At 74.2% G+C, this 26376-nt stretch carries 22 protein-coding genes; 10 read left to right on the top strand and 12 right to left on the bottom strand.

Annotated features, from left to right (window positions below; all coding sequences use genetic code 11):
* Window positions 1-24 precede the first annotated feature (24 nt).
* Window positions 25-1749: a phospho-sugar mutase gene (locus ACPXCB_RS20520; RefSeq protein ID WP_425877238.1), complete on the bottom strand. Its 1725-nt coding sequence runs from the start codon at window positions 1747-1749 to the stop codon at window positions 25-27.
* 47 nt (window positions 1750-1796) lie between these two features.
* A complete protein-coding gene (locus ACPXCB_RS20515) occupies window positions 1797-3968 on the bottom strand; it encodes a serine/threonine-protein kinase (protein ID WP_425877237.1) in 2172 nt (723 codons plus the stop codon).
* A 213-nt stretch (window positions 3969-4181) separates the two neighbouring features.
* On the opposite strand from ACPXCB_RS20515, the gene ACPXCB_RS20510 reads away from it, so the two are divergent.
* Both ACPXCB_RS20510 and ACPXCB_RS20505 read left to right on the top strand, forming a co-directional pair.
* Window positions 4182-5765: an acyl-CoA mutase large subunit family protein gene (locus ACPXCB_RS20510; protein ID WP_425877236.1), complete on the top strand. Its 1584-nt coding sequence runs from the start codon at window positions 4182-4184 to the stop codon at window positions 5763-5765.
* 695 nt (window positions 5766-6460) lie between these two features.
* Window positions 6461-7720, top strand: coding sequence for an amidohydrolase (locus ACPXCB_RS20505; protein ID WP_425877235.1), 1260 nt, complete (start codon window positions 6461-6463; stop codon window positions 7718-7720).
* Here the strand turns inward: ACPXCB_RS20505 and ACPXCB_RS20500 are convergent.
* Window positions 7677-8663 carry a DUF4349 domain-containing protein gene (locus tag ACPXCB_RS20500; RefSeq protein ID WP_425877234.1) on the bottom strand — a complete coding sequence of 329 codons (987 nt, stop codon included), beginning with the start codon at window positions 8661-8663 and terminating at the stop codon, window positions 7677-7679. The two genes, ACPXCB_RS20505 and ACPXCB_RS20500, sit on opposite strands and share 44 nt — an antisense overlap.
* A gap of 116 nt (window positions 8664-8779) precedes the next feature.
* Here ACPXCB_RS20500 and ACPXCB_RS20495 point away from each other — a divergent pair, with 116 nt between their 5' ends.
* The 4 genes from ACPXCB_RS20495 to ACPXCB_RS20480 all read left to right on the top strand — a co-directional run bounded on the left by ACPXCB_RS20495 (window position 8780) and on the right by ACPXCB_RS20480 (window position 12263).
* Window positions 8780-9409 (top strand): MBL fold metallo-hydrolase, encoded by a 630-nt coding sequence (locus tag ACPXCB_RS20495; RefSeq protein WP_425877233.1) that lies wholly within the window; start codon window positions 8780-8782, stop codon window positions 9407-9409.
* A 5-nt stretch (window positions 9410-9414) separates the two neighbouring features.
* Window positions 9415-10365 carry a hypothetical protein gene (locus tag ACPXCB_RS20490; protein WP_425877232.1) on the top strand — a complete coding sequence of 317 codons (951 nt, stop codon included), beginning with the start codon at window positions 9415-9417 and terminating at the stop codon, window positions 10363-10365.
* Between the two features lie 28 nt (window positions 10366-10393).
* Window positions 10394-11137, top strand: a complete 744-nt coding sequence (locus tag ACPXCB_RS20485; RefSeq protein WP_425877231.1) for an SCO6745 family protein — start codon at window positions 10394-10396, stop codon at window positions 11135-11137.
* A gap of 163 nt (window positions 11138-11300) precedes the next feature.
* Complete coding sequence (locus tag ACPXCB_RS20480) at window positions 11301-12263, top strand: GNAT family N-acetyltransferase (RefSeq protein WP_425877230.1); 963 nt, start codon at window positions 11301-11303, stop codon at window positions 12261-12263.
* A 91-nt stretch (window positions 12264-12354) separates the two neighbouring features.
* On the opposite strand, the gene ACPXCB_RS20475 is transcribed toward ACPXCB_RS20480, so the two are convergent.
* Window positions 12355-12810 (bottom strand): gamma-glutamylcyclotransferase, encoded by a 456-nt coding sequence (locus ACPXCB_RS20475; protein WP_132233291.1) that lies wholly within the window; start codon window positions 12808-12810, stop codon window positions 12355-12357.
* A 165-nt stretch (window positions 12811-12975) separates the two neighbouring features.
* Here ACPXCB_RS20475 and ACPXCB_RS20470 point away from each other — a divergent pair, with 165 nt between their 5' ends.
* Window positions 12976-14379: an NAD(P)H-quinone dehydrogenase gene (locus ACPXCB_RS20470; protein ID WP_311414046.1), complete on the top strand. Its 1404-nt coding sequence runs from the start codon at window positions 12976-12978 to the stop codon at window positions 14377-14379.
* Here the strand turns inward: ACPXCB_RS20470 and ACPXCB_RS20465 are convergent.
* Together ACPXCB_RS20465 and ACPXCB_RS20460 are read right to left on the bottom strand one after the other, a co-directional pair.
* Entirely contained in the window at window positions 14357-14977 is a 621-nt protein-coding gene (locus ACPXCB_RS20465) for a DUF998 domain-containing protein (RefSeq protein ID WP_425877229.1), read from the bottom strand. The genes ACPXCB_RS20470 and ACPXCB_RS20465 overlap by 23 nt on opposite strands.
* Before the next feature lie 95 nt (window positions 14978-15072).
* Window positions 15073-15720, bottom strand: a complete 648-nt coding sequence (locus ACPXCB_RS20460; RefSeq protein WP_425877228.1) for a DedA family protein — start codon at window positions 15718-15720, stop codon at window positions 15073-15075.
* Window positions 15721-16249: 529 nt separating this feature from the next.
* Here ACPXCB_RS20460 and thrS point away from each other — a divergent pair.
* Complete coding sequence (gene thrS / locus ACPXCB_RS20455; protein ID WP_425877227.1) at window positions 16250-17467, top strand: threonine--tRNA ligase; 1218 nt, start codon at window positions 16250-16252, stop codon at window positions 17465-17467.
* A 59-nt stretch (window positions 17468-17526) separates the two neighbouring features.
* Here the strand turns inward: thrS and ACPXCB_RS20450 are convergent, their stop codons facing one another.
* From ACPXCB_RS20450 to ACPXCB_RS20435, 4 genes are all read right to left on the bottom strand, one after another.
* On the bottom strand, window positions 17527-19494 hold the full coding sequence (locus tag ACPXCB_RS20450; protein ID WP_425877265.1) for an ABC transporter transmembrane domain-containing protein: 1968 nt from the start codon (window positions 19492-19494) through the stop codon (window positions 17527-17529).
* Between the two features lie 140 nt (window positions 19495-19634).
* The gene (locus ACPXCB_RS20445) at window positions 19635-21368 is read right to left on the bottom strand and encodes an ABC transporter ATP-binding protein (RefSeq protein ID WP_425877226.1); all 1734 of its coding nucleotides are present in this window, start codon (window positions 21366-21368) and stop codon (window positions 19635-19637) included.
* Complete coding sequence (locus ACPXCB_RS20440) at window positions 21362-21826, bottom strand: MarR family winged helix-turn-helix transcriptional regulator (RefSeq protein WP_311414041.1); 465 nt, start codon at window positions 21824-21826, stop codon at window positions 21362-21364. Before ACPXCB_RS20440 ends, ACPXCB_RS20445 begins: the two co-directional genes overlap by 7 nt.
* Before the next feature lie 25 nt (window positions 21827-21851).
* Window positions 21852-22298 (bottom strand): DoxX family protein, encoded by a 447-nt coding sequence (locus tag ACPXCB_RS20435; RefSeq protein ID WP_425877225.1) that lies wholly within the window; start codon window positions 22296-22298, stop codon window positions 21852-21854.
* Window positions 22299-22381: 83 nt separating this feature from the next.
* Here ACPXCB_RS20435 and ACPXCB_RS20430 point away from each other — a divergent pair, with 83 nt between their 5' ends.
* A complete protein-coding gene (locus tag ACPXCB_RS20430; RefSeq protein WP_425877224.1) occupies window positions 22382-22951 on the top strand; it encodes a TetR/AcrR family transcriptional regulator in 570 nt (189 codons plus the stop codon).
* A gap of 274 nt (window positions 22952-23225) precedes the next feature.
* Here ACPXCB_RS20430 and ACPXCB_RS20425 read toward each other — a convergent pair whose 3' ends face one another.
* Complete coding sequence (locus tag ACPXCB_RS20425) at window positions 23226-24665, bottom strand: GuaB1 family IMP dehydrogenase-related protein (protein WP_425877223.1); 1440 nt, start codon at window positions 24663-24665, stop codon at window positions 23226-23228.
* Window positions 24666-24768: 103 nt separating this feature from the next.
* Window positions 24769-25365 (bottom strand): LysE/ArgO family amino acid transporter, encoded by a 597-nt coding sequence (locus ACPXCB_RS20420; RefSeq protein WP_425877264.1) that lies wholly within the window; start codon window positions 25363-25365, stop codon window positions 24769-24771.
* A gap of 96 nt (window positions 25366-25461) precedes the next feature.
* Here ACPXCB_RS20420 and ACPXCB_RS20415 point away from each other — a divergent pair, with 96 nt between their 5' ends.
* Window positions 25462-26349: a LysR family transcriptional regulator ArgP gene (locus ACPXCB_RS20415; RefSeq protein ID WP_425877263.1), complete on the top strand. Its 888-nt coding sequence runs from the start codon at window positions 25462-25464 to the stop codon at window positions 26347-26349.
* Window positions 26350-26376: the final 27 nt, after the last annotated feature.

The raw sequence follows: 26376 nt of genomic DNA, 5'->3' as shown, positions 1-26376 counted from the left end.
CGGGGTGGGTGGGGGCGGGGTGGGTCAGAGGCCCAGGGTTTTGGCCATTTCCGTGCGGAGGGTGATTACCGCGTCGGTGGCGCGGGCGCGGGCCGCGGCGACGTCGCCGTCCGCCACCGGCTCCACGACCTCCAGGTACGCCTTGAGCTTCGGCTCGGTGCCCGAGGGGCGGATCACCACCCGGGCGGTGCCGGTACGCAGGATCACCACGTCCGCCTCGGGGAGCAGGTCCTGCGCCTCGGTGACCGGCTGCCCGAGCAGCGTCGTCGGGGTGGCGGCCCGGATCCGGGCCATCGCGTCAGCGATCAGCCGCAGGTCGTCCACCCGTACGGAGAGCTGGTCCGTGTGGTGCACGCCGAACTCGGCGGCCAGCTCGTCCAGCCGGTCGGTCAGGGTGCGCCCCTGCGCCTTGAGCCCGGCGGCCAGCTCCGCCACGGTCAGCGCGGCGGTGATGCCGTCCTTGTCGCGTACGTGCTCGGGGGCGACGCAGTAGCCGAGCGCCTCCTCGTAGCCGAAGACCAGCGGCTCGGTCCCGCCGCCGGCTCGTACGATCCACTTGAAACCGGTCAGCGTCTCGTCGTACGGCAGGCCCCGGGCGGCGCACATCGCCCGCAGCAGCGACGACGACACGATCGTGGTGGCGTAGAGGCCGGTCACGCCGCGCCGCATGAGGTGGTCGGCCAGCAGCGCACCCACCTCGTCGCCGCGCAGCATCCGCCAGCCGGACGGGTTCCCCTCCGGCTGATCCGGGCCGGCGACCGCTGCCTGCGTGCTCACTGCGGGACCGGTGTCCCGGACGGCCACCGCGCAGCGGTCCGCGTCGGGATCGTTGGCGATGGCGATGTCCGCGCCCGTCGCCTCGGCCAGCGCGACCAGCCGGTCCACCGCCCCCGGCTCCTCCGGGTTGGGGAAGGAGACGGTCGGGAACGCCGGATCGGGCTCGGCCTGCTCGGGCACCACACCGGGCACGGGGAAGCCCGCGCGGGCGAACGCCGCGGTGAGCACCGCCGCGCCCACCCCGTGCAGCGGCGTGTACGCCACCGCCAGGTCGCGCGACCCGTCCGGGTCGATGACGGCGGCGGCCCGCTCCACGTAGGAGGCCACCAGGTCGTCGCCGAGCACCTGACCGGCCGGCCCGAGCGGCACCTGGGCCAGCGGCCCGACCGACCGGATCGCGGCCTCGATGCCGGCGTCGGCCGGGGGCACGATCTGGGCGCCGTCGCCGAGCGCCCCGCCCAGTTCCGCGCCGAGGTAGACCTTGTAGCCGTTGTCCTGCGGCGGGTTGTGGCTGGCGGTCACCATCACCCCGGCGACCGCCCCGAGGTGGCGCACCGCGTACGCGAGCACGGGGGTGGGCAGCGGGCGGGGCAGCAGCAGCGCCGGGCGTCCCACGCCGGTGGCGACCTGGGCGGTCCGCTCGGCGAACTCGCGGGAACCGTGCCGGGCGTCGTACCCGATCACCAGCGGGCCGGAGCCGCCCTGGGCGGCGAGCCAGCCGACCAGCCCGGCGGCGGCCCGGGTGACCACCGCGAGGTTCATCCCGTTGGGGCCGGCGCGCAGCGGGCCGCGCAGCCCGGCGGTGCCGAAGGTCAGCGGGCCGGCGAAGCGGTCGGCCAGCTCCGGGGCGCTCGCCGGCAGGCGGTCGAGCACCGCCCGCAGTTCCTCCCGGCTGGCCGGGTCAGGATCGTCGTCGAGCCAGCGCCGTGCTTGCTCGCGAATGTCGTCGATGTCAGTGGTTTCCGCCGGCATGTCTCTTGATAGCACGCCGGCGGATCACCACCGCGCTTCCCCCGGGCTCAGCCGGCCTCGGTGAGCTGGAACGACTTCACCATCTCGTCGAAGATCGGCCGGCTGTCGGCGAACTTCGTGTCGGTCGAGGTGAGGTAGAACGAGTAGACCTTGCCCTCGTGGACCACGCCGCGCCACACGCCGTGCCGCTTGGTCTCGCCCTCGCCGCAGGTGTACTCGAACTCGGCCGCCGCCTTGCCGACCCACTGCACCTCGTTCATGGCGAGCTGGGCGTACGGCTTGGCGCAGGACTTGGAACGGTTCTTCAGGCCGTCCTCGGCGACCTCGGCCCAGCGCATCGAGTTGGTGCGGAAGTCCTCCACCAGGATCCGGACCTTGCGGCCCTCGTCCTCCGGGTCGACGTAGTCCACCCAGTTGCCGGCGCTCTTGATCTCCCAGCCCTGCGGCACCATGACCCGTACGCCCTTGCCGGTGTGCTCCTTCATCTCGGGCACGCCGGCGGCCGGGGCCTGCGACGTCGGTGCGGCCTGCGGGACGGTCGGCGCCGGGTCGTCGCCGCCGGTGAAGAGGACGACCGCCCCGATCAGCAGCAGCACGGCCAGGCCGCCGGCGGCGGCGGCGAGCTGCACCTTGCGCGGCCAGCCCTTGACCGTGCCGACGAGCTGGTTGCCGACGGAGCCGACCCGGCCGCCGAAGCCGCCGCCCGAGCCGCTCGTGGCGGGCGCGGTGGCGGGAGTCGCCCACGGCTGCCCGGTGCCCGGCACCGACCACTGGCCGCCGCCGTAGGTGCCGCCGAGGTGCTGGGTGGCCTCCGGCGGCGGTGCGCCGAAGACGGGCGTTCCGGCGCCCACCCGCTGGGTGGCATCCGGCGGGGGGCCGAAGGTGGGCGTGCCCGCCTTCACCCGCTGGGTCGCCTCGGTCGGGCCGCTGAAGCCGACCAGGCCGGCGGCGTTGGTGCGCAGCTGCTGGGTGGCGTCCGACCCGCCGGACGTCATCCGCTGGGTCGCCTCGGCGCCGCCGTAGGTGCGGCCGGCCGGCGTGGACCCGCTCGGCGCGGGCATCGCGCCGGTGGGGGTGTGCAGCGGCCCGGCCAGGGCGTCGGCGCTGGTGTCGTCCATCGCGGCCGGGCTCGCGGCGAGGGCGGCCTGCGCGGGGCGCTCGCCCCGGCGCAGCGCCGCCAGCCGGTCGGTGAGCGACTCGTCGGGGTCGAGCATCGCCCGGCCGCCGATCTGCCCGCTCGGCTTCGGCTGCTCCGGCGCGGCGGCCGGCGGGGTCGGCACGGGCCGCTGCACCGGAACCACCGAGTAGGGATCAGTCACCGAGTTCACCGCGGCGGCGTTGCTGGTCAGCGGGCCGGCGAGCAGCTCGCGCAGCATGGCCCGGGCGGTGTGCACGTCGAGTCGGCGGGCCGGGTCCTTCTCCAACAGGCCCATCAGCACCCGGGCCAGCGGCCCGCTGCGCTGCGGCGGGGCGGGCGGGTCCTCGACCACGGCGTGCATGGTCTCGATCGGGTCGCCCTTGTCGAACGGGGGCCGCCCCTCCACCGCCGTGTAGAGCGTGACGCCCAGCGAGAAGAGGTCGCTCGGCGGGCCGAACTCCTGGCCCATCGCCCGCTCGGGGGAGATGAAGTGCGGCGAGCCGAGCACCATCCCGGGGGTGGTGAGCTGCACGTCGGTGGGCATCCGGGCCACGCCGAAGTCGGTCAGCACGCAGCGCCCGTCGGCGCAGATCAGCACGTTGGCCGGCTTGACGTCGCGGTGCAGCACACCGATCGCGTGCGCCACCTCCAGCGCGCCGAGCAGGGCGATGCCGATCTTGGCGACCACCCGCTGCGCGACCGGCCCGTCCTCGATCACCATGTCGGCGAGGCTGCGGGCGTCGAGCATCTCCATCACGATCCACGGCCGGCCGCCCTCGGTGACCACGTCGTAGACCTGGACGACGGCCGGGTGCTGGATGGCCGCCGCCGCGCGGGCCTCGCGCAGGGTGCGCTCATACATGGCGTCGCGGTCGCTGGGGGCCAGCCCCGGGGGCAGGACGACCTCCTTGACGGCCACGTCCCGCCGCAGGAGTGTGTCCGTGGCACGCCAGACCGTGCCCATGCCGCCGTTGCCCACCGCCGAACGCAGCGAGTAGCGCTCGCCGATGGTCGTGCCGGGCGTCGCGCGGCCGTTGGGGGAACTGACTGGTCCGCCGCTCCACGTCGGGATCTGAGTCACAGAAAAGCCACCGGGGGAATTCGAGGGGGGCTGGGACACAACCCCCCTATCTTGCTGGTTCCGACGCCCGATGCGAAACCCGACGCGGCGGACGTTTGTCGAACTGGACGGTACGTGTCCGAGCGTTCACCTCTCGTCGATGCCCGTCGACGCGTCGCCCGGTGTGCGGTATCCCTCACCCGCCGACGCCGTCGCGCGTCCTACCATCCGCTAATGAGCGAACCGCGGTCAAGCGAGTCCGGTTTCCCGATCAAGGGCGTCTACACGGCGGCGGACCTTCCGGAGGATCTGGATTCCCGGCTCGGCGGCCCGGGCGAGTTTCCGTACGCGCGTGGGGTCTACCCCACCATGTACACCTCCCGCCCCTGGACCATGCGCCAGTACGCCGGCTTCGGCACCGCCACCGAGTCCAACGCGCGGTATCACCAGTTGTTGCGGGCCGGCACGATGGGTCTCTCCGTGGCCTTCGACCTGCCGACGCAGATGGGCTACGACTCCGACGACCCGATCGCGCACGGCGAGGTGGGCAAGGTCGGGGTGGCCATCGACTCGATCGACGACATGCGGCTGCTCTTCGACGGCATCCCGCTCGACAAGGTCTCGACCTCGATGACCATCAACGCGCCCGGCTCGGTGCTGCTCCTGCTCTACCAGCTCGTGGCCGAGGAGAACGGGGTCGCCGGCTCGGCCCTCAACGGCACGATCCAGAACGACATCCTGAAGGAGTACATCGCCCGCGGGACGTACATCTTCCCGCCGAAGCCCTCGCTGCGGCTGGTCGCCGACACCTTCGGCTACTGCTTCAAGGAGGTGCCGAAGTGGAACACGATCTCCATCTCCGGCTACCACATGGCCGAGGCCGGCGCGTCGCCCGCGCAGGAGATCGCGTTCACCCTGGCCAACGGCGTCGAGTACGTCCGGGCCGCGCTGGAGGCCGGCCTGGCCGTGGACGACTTCGCGCCCCGGCTGTCGTTCTTCTTCGTCGCCCGCACCACCCTGCTGGAGGAGGTGGCCAAGTTCCGGGCCGCCCGCCGGATCTGGGCCCGGCTGATGCGCGACGACTTCGGCGCCAAGAACCCGAAGTCGATGATGCTGCGCTTCCACACCCAGACCGCGGGCGTGCAGCTCACCGCCCAGCAGCCGGAGGTCAACCTGGTCCGGGTGGCGGTGCAGGGCCTCGGCGCGGTGCTCGGCGGCACCCAGTCGCTGCACACCAACAGCTTCGACGAGGCGATCGCGCTGCCCACCGAGAAGGCGGCCCGGCTGGCGCTGCGCACCCAGCAGGTGCTGGCGTACGAGACGGACCTGACCGCCACCGTCGACCCGTTCGCCGGCTCGTACGTGGTGGAGGCGATGACCGCCGAGATCGAGGCGGCGGCGACCGAGCTGATGGAGCGGGTGGCCGACCACGGCTCGGCGGTCGACGCCATCGAGGCGGGCTTCCAGAAGCGGGAGATCGAGCAGTCCGCGTACCGGATCGCGCAGGAGATCGACTCCGGCGAGCGGGTGGTGGTGGGCCTCAACCGGTTCACCGTCGACGAGGAGGAGCCGTACGAGCCGCTGCGGGTCGACCCGACGATCGAGGCGGCGCAGGCCGAGCGGCTGGCGCGGCTGCGTGCCGAGCGCGACGCCGGGGCGGTCGAGCGGGGACTGGCCGAGCTGCGGGCCGCCGCGGAGGGCACGGAGAACGTGCTCTACCCGATGAAGGAGGCGCTGCGGGCCCGCGCCACCGTGGGCGAGGTCTGCGGCACCCTGCGCCAGGTGTGGGGGCTGTACCGCCCGAGCGACCGCTTCTGATCACGTCGGCCGACGGCCGTCCGACCTCCCGCCGCGTCGGGAGCGGGCGGCCGTCGGCGTCGGTGCGGCGCCGACTCACCCCCGTGCCGTAACCGTCCGGGTAACGACCCGCCCACGGAGCGTTCCTGCTGGTCGCGGGCGTGCCGGGCGGAGCGCTACAGTCGGAGCAGACGCTGGCCGCCCATCGGCGGCGCGGGCGCGTGGAGCAGTCCCGGCGACGCAGCCGGAGGGCCGCGCGCGGTGCGGGGCGACGTGGCCGACCGGCCACGGCGTGTGCCGGACGGGTTCGGGGGTAACCCGACCAGGTGGACGCGGACGCACACGGTGTGCGGTTGGTCGGCGACGGGGTGTGTGACCGTCTCGGGTGCCCTCGCTCGGGCGATGGTCGGGTAATTGTCGGAGTGTCGGTCGGTGTGACCGACTAATGCGACAATTCGGAAAAGCGGCGCCTGCGATCGGCATCGATTTCGCGGCGGCCGGGCCGATTACGCGTTGTAGGAGGTGGGGGGCGGATGACGGCGTTCGACCGCGATCTACCTGCTGTCCCGCAGATCTACGAACGCTCCGAGCAGGGCATACGTGACGCTGCGCGGTCCGACGGCTACCGGAACGACGTTGCGCAGCGTCACCGTCGGAGGTCTAGGCTGTCTGCTGTTCCTGATGATCCATCCATCTCTAGCGAACGAGAATTCGACGTGACGAGTGCGTTGACGCTGCCCACCGGCAACCAGCTGGCGTCGTCCTGGCCGGACGCACCGTCCGGCTCCCAGCCCCTGCCGTTCGAGCTGGACCACCTGCTCGCCCTCCGGGTGCCCGGGCTGATCGCCACCCGTCGCCACCTCCACTCGCACCCGGAGCTCTCCGGCGAGGAATTCGAGACGGCCGGCCTGATCGCCCGGGAGCTCACCCTGGCCGGGTTGAGGCCGCGGCTGCTGCCGAAGGGCAACGGGGTCATCTGCGACATCGACGGCCGCCCCGACGGCCCGGTGGTCGCGCTGCGCGCCGACATCGACGCCCTGCCGCTGACCGACTCGAAGGACGTGCCGTACCGCTCCACGGTGGACGGCGTCTGCCACGCCTGCGGCCACGACGTGCACACCACCGTGATGCTCGGCGTCGGCATGCTGCTGGCCCAGCTCGCCGACCTCGGCGAGCTGCCCGGCCGGGTCCGGCTGATCTTCCAGCCCGCCGAGGAGATCCTGCCCTGCGGCTCGCTGGAGGTCATCGAGGCCGGCGGCCTGGACGACGTGGTGCAGATCTTCGCGCTGCACTGCGACCCCAACCTGCCGGTCGGGCAGATCGGCCTGCGGGTCGGTCCGATCACCGCCGCCGCCGACAACGTCACCGTCCGGCTCACCGGCCCGGGCGGGCACACCGCCCGCCCGCACCTGACCGTCGACCTGGTCGACGCGCTGGGCCGCCTGATCACCGAGGTGCCGGCCCTGGTCAGCCGCCGGGTGCCGGCCAACAGCGGGCTGCTGCTGGTCTTCGGCCACGCCTCGGCCGGCACCCGTTACAACGTCATCCCCTCCGAGGCGTGCGCCTCCGGCACCCTGCGGGTGATGGACCGCGACACCTGGGAGCTGGCCCCCAAGATCGTGGGTCAGGTGGTCCGCGACGTCGTCGCGCCGACCGGTGCCACCGTCGACCTGGAATACCTGCGGGGCCGCCCGCCCGTGTGCAACGACTCCCGGGCCATCCAGGTCCTGACCGGCGCCACCGTCGCCGCGCTCGGGCCGGAGGGCGTCGCCGAGACCCCGCAGAGCATGGGCGGCGAGGACTTCTCCTGGTACCTGGAGTACGTCCCCGGCGCGCTCGCCCGGCTGGGCGTCGGCCGCTCCGGCCCGAACGTGGACCTGCACCGGGCCTCGTTCGACGCGGACGAGCGGGCCATCCCGGTCGGCGTACGACTCATGGTCCAGACCGCGCTGCGGGCACTGGCGGCGGCGCGGTAGGCGGCAGCGGCGCGGCCGGTCCGGTCGGCGTCATCGCCGGCGGGGCCGTACGCCGCCGCCGGCGCAGCACCACCAGCAGCACCGTCAGCGGTACGCCGATCGCCAGCAGCCACGGCAGCACCGCACCCAGCACCGTCAGCAGGATGGTCATCGAGGTCAGGAAGACCTTCCAGCCGCCCTTGAGCCCCACCAGGAAGCCGACCTCGGTCTCCTCGTCGGCGGTGCTCGCGTCCGGGCCGACCAGCGACACGGTGATCGTCGACAGGCTGGTCAGGTCCGCCAGCCGCTCCTTCTTCGCCTCGAGCGAGGCGAGGTCGGCCTCCCGGCGCGACAGCTCGTTCTCCAGCGACACCAGGTCACTGATCGAGGTGGCCCGGGCCAGCAGCTTGCGGGCGCTCTCCACCCGGGCGCGCTGGGTGATGATCCGCGCGTCCAGGTCGACCATCTGCTCGGTGACGTCCTCCGTGCGGATCTCCCGCCGCTGCTGCCGGCCGAGCTTCGCCAGCTCGTCGACGACGCCGTGGAACTTCGCCGCCGGCACCCGCAGCTCCAGCTCGGCCCGCGCGTCCGCGTCGGCGCTGCGCCGCTGGTCGCCGCCGATGAAACCGCCGGCCGCCGTCACCGTGGCGATCGCGCTCCGCGCCGCCTCGTCCACATCGTCCACCTGCACGCGCATCGTGCCCGTGTAGATGATGGAGCGCTGGTCGACCCGCAGGTCCGGTGCGCCGGCGCCGCTGCCCTGCTCGGCCTTGCCGCCCCGCTCCGCCGCGCCACCGGCCTGGTCCGCCGCGCCACCGGCCTGGTCCCGCTCCGCAGGGGCCGCCGCCGGCCCGCTGTCGGCGTTGTCCCGCGCCCCGCTGCCGCAACCCGCGAGCGCGAACAGCGCCACCAGCGCGGCGGCCGTCAGCCGTACGCCTCGACGTCGCCGATCCTGTCCGTCCATCCCGCCTCCATCGTCCTCGCCCCCGTGCGGGGCGATACCTCAGACGTGACGCGTCCCCACGTCGGTTCCGGCAGACTGCGCTCAGGACATCACGATTCGATAATCTTGGAGTCACGATGCAGCTCACCAAGTACGCCCACTCCTGCCTGCGGGTGGAACACGACGGGGGAGTGCTGGTCATCGACCCGGGCGTGTTCAGCGATCCGGCTGCGCTCGACGGGGTCGACGCGGTGCTGATCACCCATGAGCATCCCGACCACCTCGACGTCGAGGCGGTCACCCGGCAGCTCGACCGACGGCGCTTCGTCATCCACGGGCCGGCGTCGCTGGCCGACACCCTGGGCGACGCCGCCGAGGCGCTCGACGCGGTCCGACCCGGACAGTCGTTCACGGCCGCCGGCGTGCCGGTACGCGCCCACGGCGGCCGGCACGCCGTGATCCACCCCGACATCCCGGTGATCGACAACCTGGCGTACCTGCTGAACGACGCGGTGTACCACCCCGGGGACAGCCTGGTCGTCCCCGAGGACGCGCAGGTCGACACGCTTTTCCTGCCGATCCACGCGCCGTGGACGAAGTTCTCCGAGTCGCTGGACTTCCTCCGGGCGGTCGCCCCGCGCCGGGCGTACGCGCTGCACGACGGGCTGCTCAACGACAACGGGCTCAACGTGCTCAACGGCAACTTCACCCGGCTGTCCGACGTGGAGTACCGCCGGCTCGAACCGGGCACCCGGATCGACGCCTGACGGCGATGCCCGGCCCGCCCCGAGAGCTGGTGCACCGGCTCTACACCACCCCGCCGGACCGGTTCGTCGCGATCCGCGACGAGGCCGTCGCCGAGGCCCGCCGCGCCGGCGACCCGAAGGCCGCCCGGGAGATCGCCCGGCTGCGCCGGCCCACCGTGGCCGCCTGGCTGGTCAACCTGCTCGCCATCCACCGCCCCGAACTGGTCGCCGACCTGGCCCAGCTCGCCGAGGCGCTGCGCACCGCCCAGCGTGAACTGCGCGGGCCCCGGCTGCGGGAACTCTCCACCCAGCGGCGGGCGGTGGTCGGCGCGCTCGTCGCCGAGGTACGCAAGCTGGCGGCCGGGGTGGAGGAGGCCCCGCCGACCGGGAAGCTGCCGCTGGGCGAGGTGGAGGCCACCCTCAACGCCGCGCTCGCCGACACCGACGTCGCCGAACAGGTCCGCTCCGGCCGGCTGCTGCGGGCCGCCACGTACGCCGGCTTCGGCGAGGTGCCCCGCCCCCAGTTGCGGCTGGTGACCGGCGGGGAGGAGCCGGAACCGCCGCCCTCACCCGAGCCGGCCGGAAAGCAGCGGGGCGGCGTCGACCGGGCCGCGCTCCGCGCCGAGCAGGTGGAACGGGCCGCCCGGGCGGAGCGGGCGCGCCGCCGACGGGCGCTGGAGAAGGAGCTGGCCAGGGCGCGTACCGACCAGGAACGGGCCGAGGCGGAGCTGGCCGGCGCGACGGCGGCCGAGCGCGACGGCGTCGGCGCCCTGGACGCGATCGAGGCGGAACTGGCCGAGCTGGAGCGGCGTCGGGCCGTCGCCGAGCAGGACCTGAGCCGGGCGAGGCTGGCACGGCGCGGGGCGGAACGCACGGTGACGGCCGCGCGCCGCCGCGCCGGCGAGGTCGAGGCGGCGGTGGAGGCCCTCGACGCCGAAGAGGGGGATGCCGAGTCGGGCGGCGGCGCGGCAGACTGACCCCTGTGGACGGACGGGGAGCGGGCGGATGACGCCGGAACAGGTCGCCGCGGCCAGCAAGCCGATCGTGCTGGACCTCGGCGACGTCTTCACCCGCTGCCCGACCACCCTGCGTCGGGCCCGGCTGCTCGGCATCCCCGGCTGGGCGTTCTACGTCACCGGGCGGGCCGGCGCCCTCGGGGACGTGCGCGCCGAGACGGTCGCCGCCGCCCTCGGCTTCCTGGCCCCCGAAGCGGTCGCCGACGGCTGGGACGCGGCCCGCCGGGTCGTCCCGCCGGTCGAGGTGGCCGCCGCCACCATGGTCGAGTGCTGCCGGTGGGGCGAGGAGCGGCTCGACGCCCTCGCCGGGGTGAGCCGGCTCGCCGCCCTGCTCAGCCGCGCGGTCGACGCCGCGGACGCCAGCGGCATGCCGCTCTTCGCGGCCTGGCGCGCCATGCCGGTGCCGGTGCGGACGGCCGGCGCCCGGGCGGCCGTCGGCCTGCGCCTGCTCCGGGAGCACTTCGCCGGGGCCCACCTGGTCGCGGTCCGGGCCAGCGGGATGACCCCGCTGGAGGCCGTGCTCGCCGGCCCGGACGGGGAGGCGGGCGCGGTCGCCTGCGGCTGGCCGCCGCCGTACCCGCCGGTCGGGCCACTGGTCCGGCGGCGGCTCTGGGCCGAGGCGGTGACCGACCGGCTGGCCTCGCCGGCCTTCGCGGCGCTCGGCCCGGCCGACGGCGCCGAACTGGTGGAGCTGCTCACGGCGACCCGGGCCCACCTGACCGACCCGGGCTGAGCCGCCGCGCCGGACCCCGGCCCGCGCCGGACCCCGGCCACCGGCCCGCGCCGGACCCCGGCCACCGGCCCGCGCCGGACCCCGGCCCGCGCCGGACCCCGGCCACCCGGGCGCGCCGGAAAATCGGCGGCGACCCGCCGGCCCGCCTGTCAGGATCGCCCCCGTGACTCTTCCCGCCGGCTGGCACGCCCGCCGACCCACCCTGGACGACGTACCGGCGATCCTGGCGGTGGTGCACGCCGCCGACACCTTCGCCATCGGCTACCCGGACTTCGACGCCGACGACGTGCGCGAGGCGCTCACCGCGCCGAACGTCGACCCGGAGCGGGACTCCTGGGTGGTGACCGATCCGGAGGGCGCTCTGGTGGCCTGGGCGATCCTGCAGAACGAGACCGGGGCGGGACGGGAGTTCGTCGACGTGTTCGTCGACCCGGACCGGGGCGCGGAGGTGCGGGGGCCGCTGCTGGCCCGGCAGCTGGACCGGGTGGCCGCGCGGGCCGCCGAGCGCGGTCTGGCGGCCCTGACCGCGCGCTGCCCCGCCTGCGAGCCCGAGCGCCGGTGGGCGGCCGAGCTGACCGACGCGGGGTTCGACTTGGTCAAGCGGTACCAGCTCCTGCGCCGGTCGCTGGCGGGGGTGCCCGGCGAGCCGCCGCCACCGCCGCCCGGGGTGACGGTCCGGCCGGTGCGTCCGGGCGACGAGTCGGAGCTGCGCGACTTCCACCGGATCGTCGACACCGCCTTCCGCGACACCCTGGACTACGAGCCGTCGGGCTACGACCGGTGGCGGGCCCTCATCAGGCCCGACACGGCCTGGGACGAGTGGTTCGTCGCCGAGGTGGACGGGCAGCCCGCCGGCGTACTCCGGTCGTCCGACCAGGCGCTCGACCGGAACGAGGGATGGGTCAGGAACCTCGCCGTGCTGCCCGGTCACCGGCGTCGCGGGGTGGGCGCGGCGCTGCTGAACCACGCGTTCGCCCGGTACGTGGAGAAGGGCCGGGAGTCCGTCGGCCTCGGGGTCGACCTGGCCAACCCGACCGCCCCGCTCTCGCTCTACCGGTCGGTGGGGCTGCGCGAGGTGCGCTGGGTCGACATGTACGAGCTGGTCGTGCCGGCCGCCGGTGTGTGATTGACGACGCCGGGCGGGGCCGGATGGGGGCCCCGCCCGGCGCCGGAGCAGACTGGGGGCCGTGGGATACGCGCGAGGCCGACCGTACGGGCTAGGCCGACGCGGTGCCGGTGGGGCGGGACCGCAGCTCGGTGACGTAGTCGTCCGGTGCGCCCGCCTTCTCGGCGGCGTTCGCGATCTCCGAGAGGTACCACGCCGTGGGCAGCCCGCCCTCGTACCCGTCGAAGACGTAGATCCACGCGGTCACGTCGCCGTCGAGGGTGGAGATCCGCACGTGCAGCTTGCGGTACGTGCCGGCGGTCACCCCCTCGAGCTCGTCGAGCTGGGCGGCGTCGTAGGGGTGGATGTCGTAGATCGCCACGAAGACCCGGTCGCCGGGCGACTCGACGACCGTGCTGACCGCACCCTCCCAGCCGATCACGTCCTCGCCTGCGAAGGTGAGCCGCCAGCCTTCCAGCCAGCCGGTGCCCACCATCGGCGAATGCGGGCAGTAGGCGCGCATGCGGGCGGGGTCGAGGTTAGAGCCGTAGGCGGCGTGATGACGCACGGCGATGACGATAGCCCGCCGGCGGGGTGGGGGAGAATACGACTGAGCGTGTCGGACGCGTTCGGGAGAAGAAAGTCACTGTGAGCACTGGTCGGGGGCGGGCACGGTGAGCGCGAGGAGTGCAGCGGAGCGGAGCCCCGCAGCCGCGAACGAAAGGATGGCCCTGTGAGCCGGATCGTGATCATCGGCGGTGGACCGGCCGGCTACGAGGCGGCCCTGGTCGCCGCGCAGCTGGACGCTGATGTCACCGTCGTGGAGGCCGAGGGCGCCGGCGGGGCCTGCGTGCTGTCCGACTGCGTGCCGTCGAAGACCTTCATCGCCAGCTCGGAGGTGGTGACCGGCTACCGGGACACCGAGGAGTTCGGGGTGGACTCCGACGGCCTGGAGGCGGTCACGGTCGACGCCAGCGCGGTGCACGAGCGGGTCAAGCGCCTCGCGCTCGCCCAGTCCGCCGACATCCACGCCAAGCTGGTCAAGGCCGGGGTGACCTTCGTGTCGGGCACCGCCCGGCTCGGCGAGGACACCCTTGGGCACACCCATCGGGTGCTCGTCACCCCGACCGACGGCGGCGGCGAGCAGTCCATCGCCGCGTCGACCGTGCTGGTCGCCACCGGCGCCACCCCGCGCCAGCTGCCCACCGCCGTACCGGACGGCGAGCGGATCCTGACCTGGCGCCAGGTGTACGACCTGCCGGAGCTGCCCGAGCACCTGATCGTGGTCGGCTCCGGCGTCACCGGCGCGGAGTTCGCCAGCGCCTACCTGGCGATGGGCGTGCCGGTGACGCTGGTGTCGAGCCGCGACCGGGTGATGCCGCACGAGGACGCCGACGCGGCCATGGCCATCGAGCGGGTCTTCCGCAACCGGGGCATGAGCATCCTCAACAACTCCCGGGCCGACGCGGTCCGGCGTACCGCCGACGGGGTGGAGGTCGAGCTCTCCGACGGCCGGAAGGTGGCCGGCTCGCACGCGCTGATCGCGGTCGGCTCCATCCCCAACACCGCCGACCTGGGCCTGGCCGAGTACGGTGTCGCGCTGGCCCGGGGCGGCTACGTGACCGTCGACCGGGTCTCCCGGACCAACGTGCCCGGCATCTACGCGGCCGGCGACTGCACCGGGGTGCTGCCGCTGGCCAGCGTCGCCGCCATGCAGGGCCGGATCGCGATGTGGCACGCGCTCGGCGAGGCGGTCCGGCCGCTGCGGCTGCGTACCGTCGCGGCGAACGTGTTCACCGACCCGGAGTTGGCCACCGTGGGCGTCTCGCAGGACGAGGTCGACTCGGGCAAGGTGCCGGCCCGGCAGGTCATGCTGCCGCTGGACGGCAACGCCCGCGCCAAGATGGACGGCCTCGCGGACGGCTTCGTCAAGCTCTTCTGCCGCCCGGCCAGCGGGCAGGTGATCGGCGGCGTGGTGGTGGCGCCGAAGGCGAGCGAGCTGATCCTGCCGATCACCATGGCGGTGGAGAACAACCTCACGGTCAACGAGCTGGCCCAGACGATCACGATCTACCCGAGCCTGTCCGGCTCCATCACCGAGGCCGCCCGCCAGCTCATGCTGCACGAGCTGGAGTGACCCGCCGGAGCAGGGCGACCGCGACGACGACGAGCACGGCGACCTCGGTGAGGATCAGCAGGCGCTCGACCAGGCCGAGCAGCAGCCGGTCGCCGGGGTAGGCGGACCAGACCATCGCCGCCGCCAGGACCACGCTGGCCGTGGCGAGACCGCGTACGCGGCGGCCCGCGGCTGCCGGCAGGCGTCGGGCGAGCAGCCAGCCGGCGGCCGGCAGCGCCAGGAAGGCGACCACCGAGGCGTACCGGTGGACGTAGGCGGCGGTGTCCATGGGCAGGCCGGGCTCGTTCGTCGGCACCACCGCGGCCAGCAGCAGCCCGCCGACCCAGGCGGCCAGGAACGCCTCGGCCGCCCGCCCCGCTCCGGCGGCCGGCGGCCGGTGGCCGCGCCACAGGGCGGGCAGGAGCACGGCGGTGGCCGCCGCGAGCACCAGCATGGCGGCGTCGATGACGCCGCCCCGCTCGGAGACGGCGTAGTCGCTGACGGTCAGCGTCCACGGGTCCAGGTTCTCGTTGACCTCGACGTGGCCGATCACGGCGAGCAGCGTCGCCAGGGCGATCCCGCCGAGGGCCAGTAGTCCACTGTTCCGGGTTCCGCGCATGGCTCAGCCTGTCCCGCGAGGGACCCCAGACGGATCCGGGCCGCCCACCGAGACCGGCCCCCGGGACCACCCCTAGGCGGCGCCGGGGCGGCCGGTCACTCCGCCCCGGGCGCGTCCCGCCTCGCCGCGACGACGACCGGCACCGCGACCGACTCCGCCGCCCGCCGGGCCCCGACGGTGGTCATGGCCCAGCCCGCCGCCGCGAAGCCGGCCGCCGCGACCCCTGCGATCAGCGCCAGCCGCCACGCGGACTCGGTGAGCGCCGTCCCGCCGAGGTGCCCGACCAGCCCGCCGTACGTGGCCCAGGCCAGCGCCGCCAGGCCCTCGTAGAGCAGGAAGAGGCGGTACGGGTACCGGCTGCGGCCGGCCGAGAAGCAGGCGGCCATCCGTCCGCCGGGCACGAAGCGGCAGAGCAGGATCACGAGCGGCCCGGGCCGGCGCAGCCCCTGGGTGACCCGGCTGGCGACGCGCCGGGCCCGGCCCCGTTGGGCGTCGCGCGGCGCCCGGCGGTCCGGCGCGCCCCGCCCGAGCAGGTAGCAGGCCAGGTCCCCGACGAAGACGCCGAGCGCGCCGACGGCGATGGTCACCGGCAGGTTCAGCCCGCCGTACACGGTGAGCGCGCCCCCGGTGATCATCACGACCTGGGTGGGGATCACGGGGACGAAGGCGTCGGCGACCAGCAGCGCGAGCAGTGCGAGGTACGCCCAGGCCGGCGTTGCGACCTCAGTGAGTAGTTCGGGCACGACTGCCACCTCGCCGGACGGGGCCGATTGCGGGTACCGAGCCTGACGGGTCGTCCGGCGTCACGGGGCGGGACCCTGGCGCGTGGTGACCACCGACACGGCAGGGCCACCGGACACAACGAGCGGACACCGCCGCGGGTGACGGATGGGCGCGGCGCCGAAGGTCGGCGGGCCGGGGTGCCCCGGCGTACCGTTGTCGGGGCGCGGCCCCACGACCGTCGGGTCCCCCGTTCCTGACGGTGCGGCCGCCGCGGGCCGTCGGCAGGTCCCGTGCCGGCGGCCCGCCCCCGTGTCCGTCCGCGCTCCCGCCGCCCCCGTGCCGGACCGCCCGGAAAAACCGGCTGCGGTCCCCGCGCGCAGGGCCGTACCGTCGCGGCATGCGCAGTGCGGTATCCACCACGACGCCGGGAGACCCCGGCGCGCCGTACTGACCTGACCGTCGACGAGGCCCCGGGGCGATCCGCCCCGGGGCCTCGCGGCGTCCGGTGACCGGGTCGCCTCCGGGTCGTACCCGATCAAGGAGCGCGACATGATCGACCACCGCAGGCTCGGCCGGGAGCTGGAGCTGTTCGGTTCCGACCCGCTGGCCGGCGCCGGGCTGCCGCTCTGGCTGCCGGCCGGCGCCGCCGCCCGGCACGCCGTCGAGGAGTACGTCCGCGAGCTGGAACGCCGGGCCGGCTACCGGCACGTGTCCACCCCGCCGCTGGGCAGGCGGGAACTCTTCGAACTCTCCGGCCATCTCGGCTACTTCGCCGACGACATGTTCCCGCCCATGGCGCTCGGCGCCGACGACGAGCTCGTGCTGCGGCCGGCGCTCTGCCCGCACCACGCGCTGGTGTTCCGGTCCCGGGGCCGCTCCTACCGGGAGCTGCCGCTGCGGATCGCCGAGCTGGGCGGCATGTACCGCGCCGAGCGCTCGGGGGTGCTCGGCGGGCTGTCCCGGGTACGCGCCATCTCGCTCAACGACGCGCACAACTTCTGCGCCCTGGAGCAGGTGGGCGAGGAGGTCGTCGAGATCCTCCGGCTGATCCGCGAGGCGCACGCCGCGCTCGGCGTACGGCCGGCGGGGTTCCGGTTGTCGCTGCGCGGGCCGGGGGAGAAGTACGTCGGGGACGACGCCCAGTGGGCGCGGGCGGAGGAGCTGCTGCGCGCCGCGCTCGACGGGGTGGAGTTCACCGAGGCCCCGGGGGAGGCCGCGTTCTACGGACCGAAGATCGACATCCAGGTGCGCGACGCCGCCGGCCGGGAGTTCACCCTCTCCACCGTCCAGCTCGACTTCGACAAGCCGGAGCGGTTCGACCTGTCGTACACCGACGCGTCCGGGGCGCGGCGTCGACCGGTGATGGTGCACCGCAGCCTCGTGGGCAGCATGGAGCGGCTCTTCGCGTATCTGATCGAGGTGCACGAGGGCGCCTTCCCCGCCTGGTACGCCCCGGTGCAGCTGGTGGTGCTGCCCGTCGGCGACGAGCAGGCCGGGGCGGCGGCCCGGCTCGCCCGCGACGCGCTGGCCGCCGGGCTGCGCGTCGAGGTCGACGGGGCCGGTTCGCTGGGCTCCCGGATCCGCGACGCGGCCCGCGCCCGGGTGCCGTACGCCGCCGTCGTCGGACCCCGCGAGGCGGCCGAGGGCGCGGTCTCCCTGCGGTTGCGCGGCGGCCGGGCCCTGGACCCGATGCCCGCCGCCGACGCCCTCCGGCTGATCGGCGCGGTGGTGGCCGACCGCGGCCCGGCCCTGCTGCCGACCCGCTGAGCCCCCGCCCGGCCCCGACCCCGTCGACCGCCCGCCCGTCGCCACCGGCGGTCTCCCCGTCACCGGGACGACCCTTCGAGCGGCGCGGGCTCGGGGCCGGGCTGGAGTTCGGGGCCGGGCTGGGCGTCGGGCTGGGGGTCGGGGTCGGGCTGGAGGGCGGCGGTGAACTGCGACCGGTACAGGCGGTGGTACGCGCCCCGCGCGTCGAGCAGTTCATCGTGCGTGCCCTGCTCCACGATCCGGCCGTCCTCCATCATCAGGATCAGGTCGGCGTCGCGGATGGTGGAGAGCCGGTGCGCGATGACGAAGCTCGTCCGGTCCGACCGCAGCGCGGCCATCGCCCGCTGGAGCAGCACCTCGGTGCGGGTGTCCACCGAGCTGGTCGCCTCGTCCAGGATCAGCAGCGACGGCTCGGCGAGGAAGGCCCGGGCGATCGTGATGAGCTGCTTCTCGCCGGCGCTGACGTTGCTGCCCTCCTCGTCGATCACCGTGTCGTAGCCGTCGGGCAGGCTGCGCACGAACCGGTCCACGAACGTGGCCCGGGCCGCGGCCAGGATCTCCTCCTCGCTCGCCCCGGGGCGGCCGTACGCGATGTTGTCGCGGATGGTGCCCCCGAAGAGCCAGGTCTCCTGGAGCACCATGCCGATCCGGCCGCGCAGGTCGTCGCGGCGCATCGTGGTCACGTCCACCCCGTCGAGCGTGATCCGGCCGGCGTCCAGCTCGTAGAAGCGCATGACCAGGTTGACCAGCGTGGTCTTGCCGGCCCCGGTCGGCCCCACGATGGCGACCGTGTGGCCGGGCTCGGCGACCAGGGAGAGGTCCTCGATCAGCGGCTTGTCGGGGGTGTACCGGAAGGAGACGTTCGCGAACTCGACCCGGCCGTGCGGGTCGCGTACCCGGGCCGGCTCGGCCGGGTCGGGGCTCTGCTCCTCGGCGTCGAGCACGGCGAAGACCCGTTCGGCGGAGGCCACCCCGGACTGGAGCAGGTTCGCCATCGAGGCGACCTGGGTGAGCGGCTGGGTGAACTGCCGCGAGTACTGGATGAACGCCTGCACGTCGCCGAGGCTCATCGACCCCGACGCCACCCGCAGGCCACCGACCACGGCGATCGCCACGTAGCTGAGGTTCCCGACGAACATCATCGCCGGCATGATGATCCCGCTGATGAACTGGGCGCCGAAGCTCGCCCGGAACAGCTCGTCGTTCTTGGCGGTGAAGGCGGCCTCGACCTCACGCTGCCGGCCGAAGACCTTGACCAGCTCGTGGCCGGTGAAGGCCTCCTCGATCTGGCCGTTCAGCTCGCCGGTGTGCTCCCACTGGGCGATGAACTGCTGCTGCGACCGCTTGGCGATGACACCGGTGACGATCACCGAGATCGGCACCGCGACCAGGGCCACCAGGGCCAGCAGCGGCGAGATCCAGAACATCATGGCGAGCACGCCGACCACGGTGAGCAGCGAGGTGAGCAGCTGGCTCAGCGTCTGCTGAAGGCTCGTCGAGATGTTGTCGATGTCGTTGGTGACCCGGCTGAGCAGCTCGCCCCGGGGCTGCCGGTCGAAGTAGGGCAGCGGCAGCCGGTTCAGCTTCTCCTCCACCTCGGCGCGCAGCCGCAGCACGGTGCGCTGCACCACCCCGTTGAGCAACCAGCCCTGCCACCACATCAGCAGGCTGGCCGCCAGGTAGAGCCCGAGTGCCAGCAGCAGCACCCGCGCCAGCGCGGTGAAGTCGATGCCCTCACCGGGCACCACGTCCATCCGGGCGAGCATGTCGGCAAAGTTGTCGTTGCCGGCCGCCCGCGCGGCGGCCACCGCCTGGTCGGCGGTGGTGCCCGCCGGCAGCTGCCGGCCGATCACCCCGGTGAAGATCAGGTCGGTGGCCCAGCCGAGCACCTTCGGCCCGACCACGCTGAACCCGACGCTGAGCACGGCCAGCGCGATCACGGCGACGAGCTGGAGGCGCTGCGGGCGCAGCCGGCCCAGCAGCCGCCGGGCCGAGGGCCCGAAGTTCATCGACCGCTCGGCGGGCATCCCGACGCTCGCGTGCGGACCGCCGCGCTGCACGCCGGGCGGCAGCCGCTTCGGCGTCGCGGCGTCGGCGGCCGGCTTCTGCTGCGGTACGGCGCTCGCGCCCGCGCTGCTGTGCCTGACGGTTGGCTCGCTCCGCTCGCTCACGCGACCACCTCCGTGGTGTTCTGCGACGCCACGATCTCGGCGTACGTCGGGCAGGTGAGTAGTAGTTCGTCGTGTCGGCCGATCCCGACCACGCCCCCGTTCTCGAGCACGACGATCTGGTCGGCGCCGACGATGGTGGAGACGCGCTGCGCCACGATCACCACGGCGGCGTCCGCGGTGACGGGGCGCAGCGCCGCCCGCAGCCGCGCGTCCGTGCCGAGGTCGAGCGCGGAGAACGAGTCGTCGAAGAGGTAGATCTCCGGCCGCCGGACCAGGGCCCGCGCGATGGCCAGCCGCTGCCGTTGCCCGCCGGAGACGTTCGTGCCGCCCTGCGCGATCGGCGCCTCGAGCCCCTCGGGCATCGCCTCGACGAAGTCCCGGGCCTGGGCGATCTCCAGCGCGTCCCAGAGTTCCGCGTCGGTCGCGTCCGGGTTGCCGTAGCGCAGGTTGCTCGCCACCGTCCCGGTGAACAGGTACGGCCGCTGCGGCACCAGCCCGATGCGGCGCCACAGCTCGTCCGGCGCCAGCTTCCGCACGTCGACGCCGTCGACCAGCACCGCGCCGGCGGTCGCGTCGACCAGGCGGGGCACGAGCGACAGCAGGGTGGTCTTGCCCGCGCCGGTGCTGCCGATGACCGCCGTCGTCGTCCCCGGCGTGACCCGGAACGACACGTTGCGCAGCACCGGCTCGGCCGCCCCCGGGTACTGGAACGCGACGTCGCGCAGTTCCAGCTCGCCGTGGCTCGTCACCTCGGTCACGGGGCGGGCGGCGGGCACCACGGAGGAGTCGGTGTCGAGCACCTCGACGATCCGTTCGGCGCAGACCGCCGCCCGCGGCACCATCATCAGCATGAAGGTGGCCATCATGACGGCCATCAGGATCTGCATCAGGTACTGGAGGAAGGCGGTGAGGGCGCCGACCTGGATCGCCCCGGCGTCCACCCGCTCGGCCCCGAACCAGAGCACCGCGACGCTGGAGACGTTGAGCACCAGCATCACCACCGGGAAGATCAACGCCATCAGGCGGCCGATCCGCAGGGCGGTCGCGGTCAGGTCGGCGTTCGCCGTGGCGAATCGATCCGTCTCGTACGGCTCCCGGACGAACGCCCGCACCACCCGGATGCCGGTGATCTGCTCGCGCAGCACCCGGTTGACCGTGTCGATGCGGGTCTGCATGAGCCGGAAGCCCGGCACCATCCGCCGGATGATCAGCCACAGGGCCACGGCCAGCACGGGCACGCTGACGAGCATCAGCCAGGAGAGCCCGACGTCCTCGCGCAGCGCCATCACCACGCCGCCGACGCTCATGATGGGCACGGCGACGAGCATCGTGCAGCTCATCAGCACGAGCATCTGCACCTGCTGCACGTCGTTGGTGTTGCGGGTGATCAGCGAGGGCGCGCCGAACCGGGCGACCTCGCGGGCGGAGAAGCGGTTGACGTGCCCGAAGATCGACGACCGGACGTCCCGGCCGAAGGCCATCGCGGTGCGCGCGCCGAGGTAGACGGCCGCGACCGAGCAGACGATCTGGATCAGGCTGACCGCGAGCATCCAGCCGCCGGTGCGCATGATGTAGCCGGTGTCACCCCGGGCCACGCCCAGGTCGATGATGTCGGCGTTGAGGCTGGGCAGGTAGAGCGACGCCATGGTGCCGACGAACTGGAGCAGCACCACGGCGGCCAGCGGCCGGTGGTACGGGCGAAGGTGCGTACGCAGCAGCCGGGTCAGCATGCCGGGCTCCCTTCCGGGGTGCCGTGGTCGCCGTTGCCGATGACCTCGAGGAGGAACTCGCGGATCACCGCCGCCTTCGCCGGGTCGGCGTCGACCGAGGTCAGCGGCTGCCCGGAGCGGATCATGGCGGTCAGCGCGTCGATCCGGGCGCGGCCGGCCGGGGTGATCGCGATCTTGACGCTGCGCCGGTCGGCCTCGTCGCGCTGCCGCTCGACGAGGCCGTCGCGTTCGAGGGTGTCGACGATGCCGGTCAGGGTGGCCGGCCGGACGAAACAGTGCTCGGCGACCGCGCGGTGCGCCAGTTCGCCGTGCTCGGCGAGAGTCATCAGAGCGACCATCCCGGCCTGGGTGAGGCCGTGTGCCTCGGCCAGGTAACGATTCCACCGCTGTCCGGTGACGTGCCCGGCGACCACGAGCAGTCGCGCTATCGGCACGTCCCGTAGCGTCATCAATTCCATGGACGGCAGATTAGCGCCCTGAACGTCAGGCCCCAAACGAAATGGCGGCGGCCACTCCGACGAAGAGGATCTGCTCCGCCGTGCGCGGGCCGAGGGGGGTCGCCGGGCGGCCGGCCAGGGTCAGCCCGCGCCGTACCGCCGAGACGTTCGCCGGGAACATGGCCAGCATCAGCAGGGCCAGCCCGGCCGCGGTCCAGCGGGCGGTCGCCGGCACCAGCAGCCCGACCGCGCCCACCAGCTCCAGCACGCCGGTGACGGTGACCAGCAGGTCGGGCCGGGGCAGGCGCGGCGGCACCATCGCGATCATGTCGGCCCGGTAGGCGGGGGCGAAGTGCGCGACACCGGTCACCACGAACATCAGCGCCAGGCCCACCCGCAGCGCCGGATGCCAGCCGTCGAGGGCGGCCACGCCGACCAGTCCGGCCAGCCGGGCGAGCGCGGTGCCGGCCACGAGTGTGATCAACGGAGCCATCGGTACCTCCCCGGTAGGAACTTGTCGCCGAAAAGATTGCCTCCGGAGGTGTCATCTTGTCAATGGAAAGATATGATGGCGGCATGACCGGAACGCGCGGCTACCACCACGGCGACCTGCGTCGCGCCCTGCTCGCGGCGGCGGTGCAGGCGATCGAGGAGTCGGGCCCGGCGGCCCTGAGCCTGCGCGACCTAGCCCGCCGGGCGGGCGTCTCGCACGCCGCCCCGACCCACCACTTCGGCGACAAGGCCGGACTGCTCACCGCCCTCGCCACCGAGGGCTTCCACCGGCTGGCCGAGGCGCTGTACGACGTCGGCGGCGAACTGCTCGACCGGGGCGTCGCGTACGTCGACTTCGCGGTGCGCCACCGCGCGCACTTCGAGGTGATGTTCCGTCCGGACCTCTACCGGGCCGACGCGAAGGAGCTGGTGGCGGCCCGCCAGCGGGCCGGGGCCGCACTGAACTCGGGCGTCGCCGCGCTGCCCGAGGGACGCCCGACGGCGGAGGATCCGCAGGGCGACGCGCTCGCGGCCTGGTCCATCGTGCACGGCTTCGCCACGCTCTGGATCTCGGGCGCGCTGCCGCCCCGCGTCGGCGACGACCCCCGGGCGGCGGCCCGCGAGGTGATCCACCGCCTCTTCCCGCAGTCCTGACGGGCGCGGGACGGCCGGGCGACCCCGCGTCGGCGAGTGTCGTCTTGCCCGCCCCCGGGGGCGACCGACGTGGGGCGCCCGATCCGCGGCCGGACGCGCCGGAGCAGTGCCCGTGCCGGTCCTGTCGAGCTGATGTCGTAGACGATTCAGCCCGACAGGCCCGCCCTCGACGGGCACCGCCGTCGAGATCGGCCCGGCAGGTCGTTCGTGGCAGCCGCCGGCCACCGGCGGACAGCGTCAGCCGGCTGCGGCGCGGCTCAGGGTGGCGGCGGCGTCACCAGCTGGTGGGCAGCGGCATCCCCTCGGTGTAGCCGGCCGTGCTCTGCACGCCGACCAGGGCCCGCTCGTGGAACTCCGCGAGGTCGCGCGCGCCCGCGTAGGTGAAGGCGCTCCGCACCCCCGCGATGATCTCGTCGATCAGGTCCTCCACGCCCGGACGGGCCGGGTCCAGGTACATCCGCGCCGAGGAGATGCCCTCCTCGAAGACCGCCTTGCGGGCCCGGTCGTACGCGCTGTCGTCGGCCGTCCGCGCGCTGACCGCCCGCGCCGAGGCCATGCCGAAGCTCTCCTTGTAACGCCGGCCGTCGGCGTCGGTGTAGAGGTCGCCGGGGGACTCGTAGGTGCCGGCGAACCAGGAGCCGATCATCACGTTCGAGGCTCCGGCGGCCAGCGCCAGCGCCACGTCGCGCGGGTGTCGCACGCCGCCGTCGGCCCAGACGTGCCGGCCGAGCTGCCGGGCCGCCGCGGCGCAGTCGAGCACGGCGGAGAACTGCGGCCGGCCCACCCCGGTCATCATCCGGGTGGTGCACATCGCGCCCGGACCGACGCCGACCTTGACGATGTCGGCCCCCGCCCGCACGAGGTCGCGTACGCCCTCGGCGGTCACCACGTTGCCCGCCGCGACCGGGACCGCCGGGTCCAGCGCGCGGACCGCCCGCAGGGCGGTGATCATGCGTTCCTGGTGGCCGTGCGCGGTGTCCACCACCAGCGTGTCCACCCCGGCCTCCAGCAGCGCCGCCGCCTTGCCGGTCACGTCGCCGTTGATGCCCACGGCGGCGGCGATCCGCAGCCGTCCCCGGTCGTCCACCGCCGGCCGGTAGAGGGTCGCCCGCAGCGCGCCCTGCCGGGTCAGCACCCCGACGAGGCGACCCTCGGCGTCGACCACCGGGGCCAACCGGCGCCGCCCCGCCGAGAGCCGCTCGAAGCCGGTACGCGGGTCCGCGTCCGCCGGCACGGTGTGCAGCTCCGTGGACATCACGTGCCGGAGCTGGGCGAAGCGGTCCACGCTGACCGTGTCGGCCTCGGTCACCACGCCCATCGGCCGGCTCTCCTCGTCGATCACCACCACGGCGCCGTGCGACCGCTTCGGCAGCAGGTGGATCGCGTCGCCGACGGTGTCGGTCGGGCCCAGCGTGATCGCCGTGTCGTGCACCAGGTGCCGCTGCTTGACCCAGGCGACGACGTTCGCCACCACCTCGATGGGGATGTCCTGCGGGATGACCGCGATCGCGCCCCGCCGGGCGACCGTCTCGGCCATCCGGCGGCCGGACACCGCCGTCATGTTCGACACGACCAGCGGGATGGTGGTGCCCGTGCCGTCGGGGGTGGCCAGGTCGACGTCGAGCCGCGAACCCACCTCGGAACGGACGGGCGCCATGAAGACGTCGTTGTAGGTCAGGTCGTGCGCGGGGACCGCGCCGTGAAGGAACCGCACGTCGCCCATCATTCCCGCCCGCCGGCGCCCGCGCCCCGGGTGGTAGCCGAAAACACCCCGACCGGCGCCCGCGACGTCGGCCCGATCAATGACACCGGCGCGCTCAGTCGAGCAGCAGGGTCGCCGCGACCGCGACCATCACGAGGGCGACCGTGCCGTCGATGATCCGCCAGGCCGCCGGGCGGGCCAGCACGGGCGCGAGCCGGTGGGCGGCGGCGCCGAGGACCGTGAACCAGACCGCGCTGGCCAGCACGGCGCCCGCGCCGAAGACCCAGTGGTGCGGGTGCTGGCGGGCCACCCCGCCGAGCAGGAGGACGGTGTCGAGGTACACGTGCGGGTTGAGGTAGGTGAACGCGAGGCAGGCCAGCAGCGTCGCGCCGAGCGTGGCCGGCGGCCGGTCGGCGGGGGAGAGCGCGCCGGGACGCAGCGCGCGGCGGGCGGCCAGCGCGGCGTACCCGAGCAGGAACGCGGCGCCGAGCCACCGGACGGCGGTGAGGGCGGTGGGGTGCTCGGCCGTCGCGCCGCCCATGCCGGCGATGCCGAGCGCGATGAGCAGCGCGTCGGACGCGGCGCAGACGGCGACGACCGGCAGGACGTGCTCGCGGCGCAGGCCCTGCCGCAGGACGAAGGCGTTCTGCGCGCCGATGGCGGCGATCAGCGCGATGGCGAGGGAGAAGCCGGCGGCGGCGGAGCCGGCCACGGAGCTGCTGAGGATGTCGGGCACGAACCGAGGCTACGAGCCCCACGTGATACAGCCCAGCTAAAGATTCTCATGCCGGATAAGCTCTGCTTCATCATGCTGGACACCACGCAGCTCCGGACCTTCGCCGCGGTGGTCCGCGAGGGCAGCTTCGAGGCGGCGGCGCGGTCCCTGCACGTCACCCCCTCGGCCGTCAGCCAGCGGCTCAAGGCGCTGGAGCAGTCCGTCGGCCAGGTGCTCGTCCAGCGGACGAAGCCGTGCCGGGCCACCGACGCGGGCCGGCCGCTGCTGCGGCTCGCCGGGCAGGTGGCCCTGCTGGAACGGGAGGCGCTGGACGCCGCCCGGCCCGCCCTCGGCGGGCCCGCACCCACCCGGGTGACGGTCGTGGCGAACGGGGACTCGCTCGGCACCTGGTTCGTCGGCGCGCTGGCGCGACTGCCCACCGGGCTGGCGCTGCTGTTCGACGTCCGCCGGGACGACGAGGACCACACGGCGGAGCTGATCCGCGACGGCACGGCGATGGCGGCCGTGACCGCGCAGCGCGAGGCCGTGCAGGGCTGCCGGGTGGAGCGGCTGGGCGCCATGCGGTACGTCGCCCTGGCCGAGACCGGGTTCGCCGCGCGCCACTTCCCCGACGGTCTCACCGAGGCCGCCCTGGCGTCGGCGCCGATGATGGCGTTCGACCGCAAGGACCAGCTCCAGCAGCGGTTCGCCCGCACCGTCACCCGGCGTCGGCTCGACCCGCCGGTCCACTACGTCCCGTCCTTCGACGGCTTCAACGAGGCGGTGCGGCTCGGGCTCGGCTGGGGAATGGTCCCGGAGCGGATCGCCCGCGCCGACGTCGCCGCCGGACGCTGCGTCGACCTCGGCGCCGGGCGCCACCTGGACCGCCCGTTGTACTGGCAGCACTGGCGGGTGGACTCCGCCACCCTGGACGCGTTGACGGCCGCCGTCCGGGCGGTGGCCGGCGCCGAACTGCGCTGACCGCCCGGCGGGCTGGTGCCAGGCCGG

The sequence above is a fragment of the Micromonospora sp. DT62 genome (assembly GCF_049847285.1).
Classification (GTDB): domain Bacteria; phylum Actinomycetota; class Actinomycetes; order Mycobacteriales; family Micromonosporaceae; genus Micromonospora; species Micromonospora reichwaldensis.
This window is presented reverse-complemented; position numbering and strand designations above follow the sequence as displayed.

Excerpts from the sequence above, each read along its gene's own strand:
- ACPXCB_RS20495 (WP_425877233.1), top strand. The coding sequence starts at position 8,780 with ATGCAGCTCACCAAGTACGCCCACTCCTGCCTGCGGGTGGAACACGAC.
- ACPXCB_RS20465 (WP_425877229.1), bottom strand. The coding sequence starts at position 14,977 with ATGCGCGGAACCCGGAACAGTGGACTACTGGCCCTCGGCGGGATCGCC.
- thrS (WP_425877227.1), top strand. The coding sequence starts at position 16,250 with ATGATCGACCACCGCAGGCTCGGCCGGGAGCTGGAGCTGTTCGGTTCC.
- ACPXCB_RS20430 (WP_425877224.1), top strand. The coding sequence starts at position 22,382 with ATGACCGGAACGCGCGGCTACCACCACGGCGACCTGCGTCGCGCCCTG.
- ACPXCB_RS20520 (WP_425877238.1), bottom strand. The coding sequence starts at position 1,749 with ATGCCGGCGGAAACCACTGACATCGACGACATTCGCGAGCAAGCACGG.
- ACPXCB_RS20500 (WP_425877234.1), bottom strand. The coding sequence starts at position 8,663 with ATGGACGGACAGGATCGGCGACGTCGAGGCGTACGGCTGACGGCCGCC.
- ACPXCB_RS20485 (WP_425877231.1), top strand. The coding sequence starts at position 10,394 with ATGACGCCGGAACAGGTCGCCGCGGCCAGCAAGCCGATCGTGCTGGAC.
- ACPXCB_RS20415 (WP_425877263.1), top strand. The coding sequence starts at position 25,462 with ATGCTGGACACCACGCAGCTCCGGACCTTCGCCGCGGTGGTCCGCGAG.
- ACPXCB_RS20445 (WP_425877226.1), bottom strand. The coding sequence starts at position 21,368 with ATGCTGACCCGGCTGCTGCGTACGCACCTTCGCCCGTACCACCGGCCG.
- ACPXCB_RS20440 (WP_311414041.1), bottom strand. The coding sequence starts at position 21,826 with ATGGAATTGATGACGCTACGGGACGTGCCGATAGCGCGACTGCTCGTG.
- ACPXCB_RS20435 (WP_425877225.1), bottom strand. The coding sequence starts at position 22,298 with ATGGCTCCGTTGATCACACTCGTGGCCGGCACCGCGCTCGCCCGGCTG.
- ACPXCB_RS20510 (WP_425877236.1), top strand. The coding sequence starts at position 4,182 with ATGAGCGAACCGCGGTCAAGCGAGTCCGGTTTCCCGATCAAGGGCGTC.
- ACPXCB_RS20450 (WP_425877265.1), bottom strand. The coding sequence starts at position 19,494 with ATGCCCGCCGAGCGGTCGATGAACTTCGGGCCCTCGGCCCGGCGGCTG.
- ACPXCB_RS20490 (WP_425877232.1), top strand. The coding sequence starts at position 9,415 with ATGCCCGGCCCGCCCCGAGAGCTGGTGCACCGGCTCTACACCACCCCG.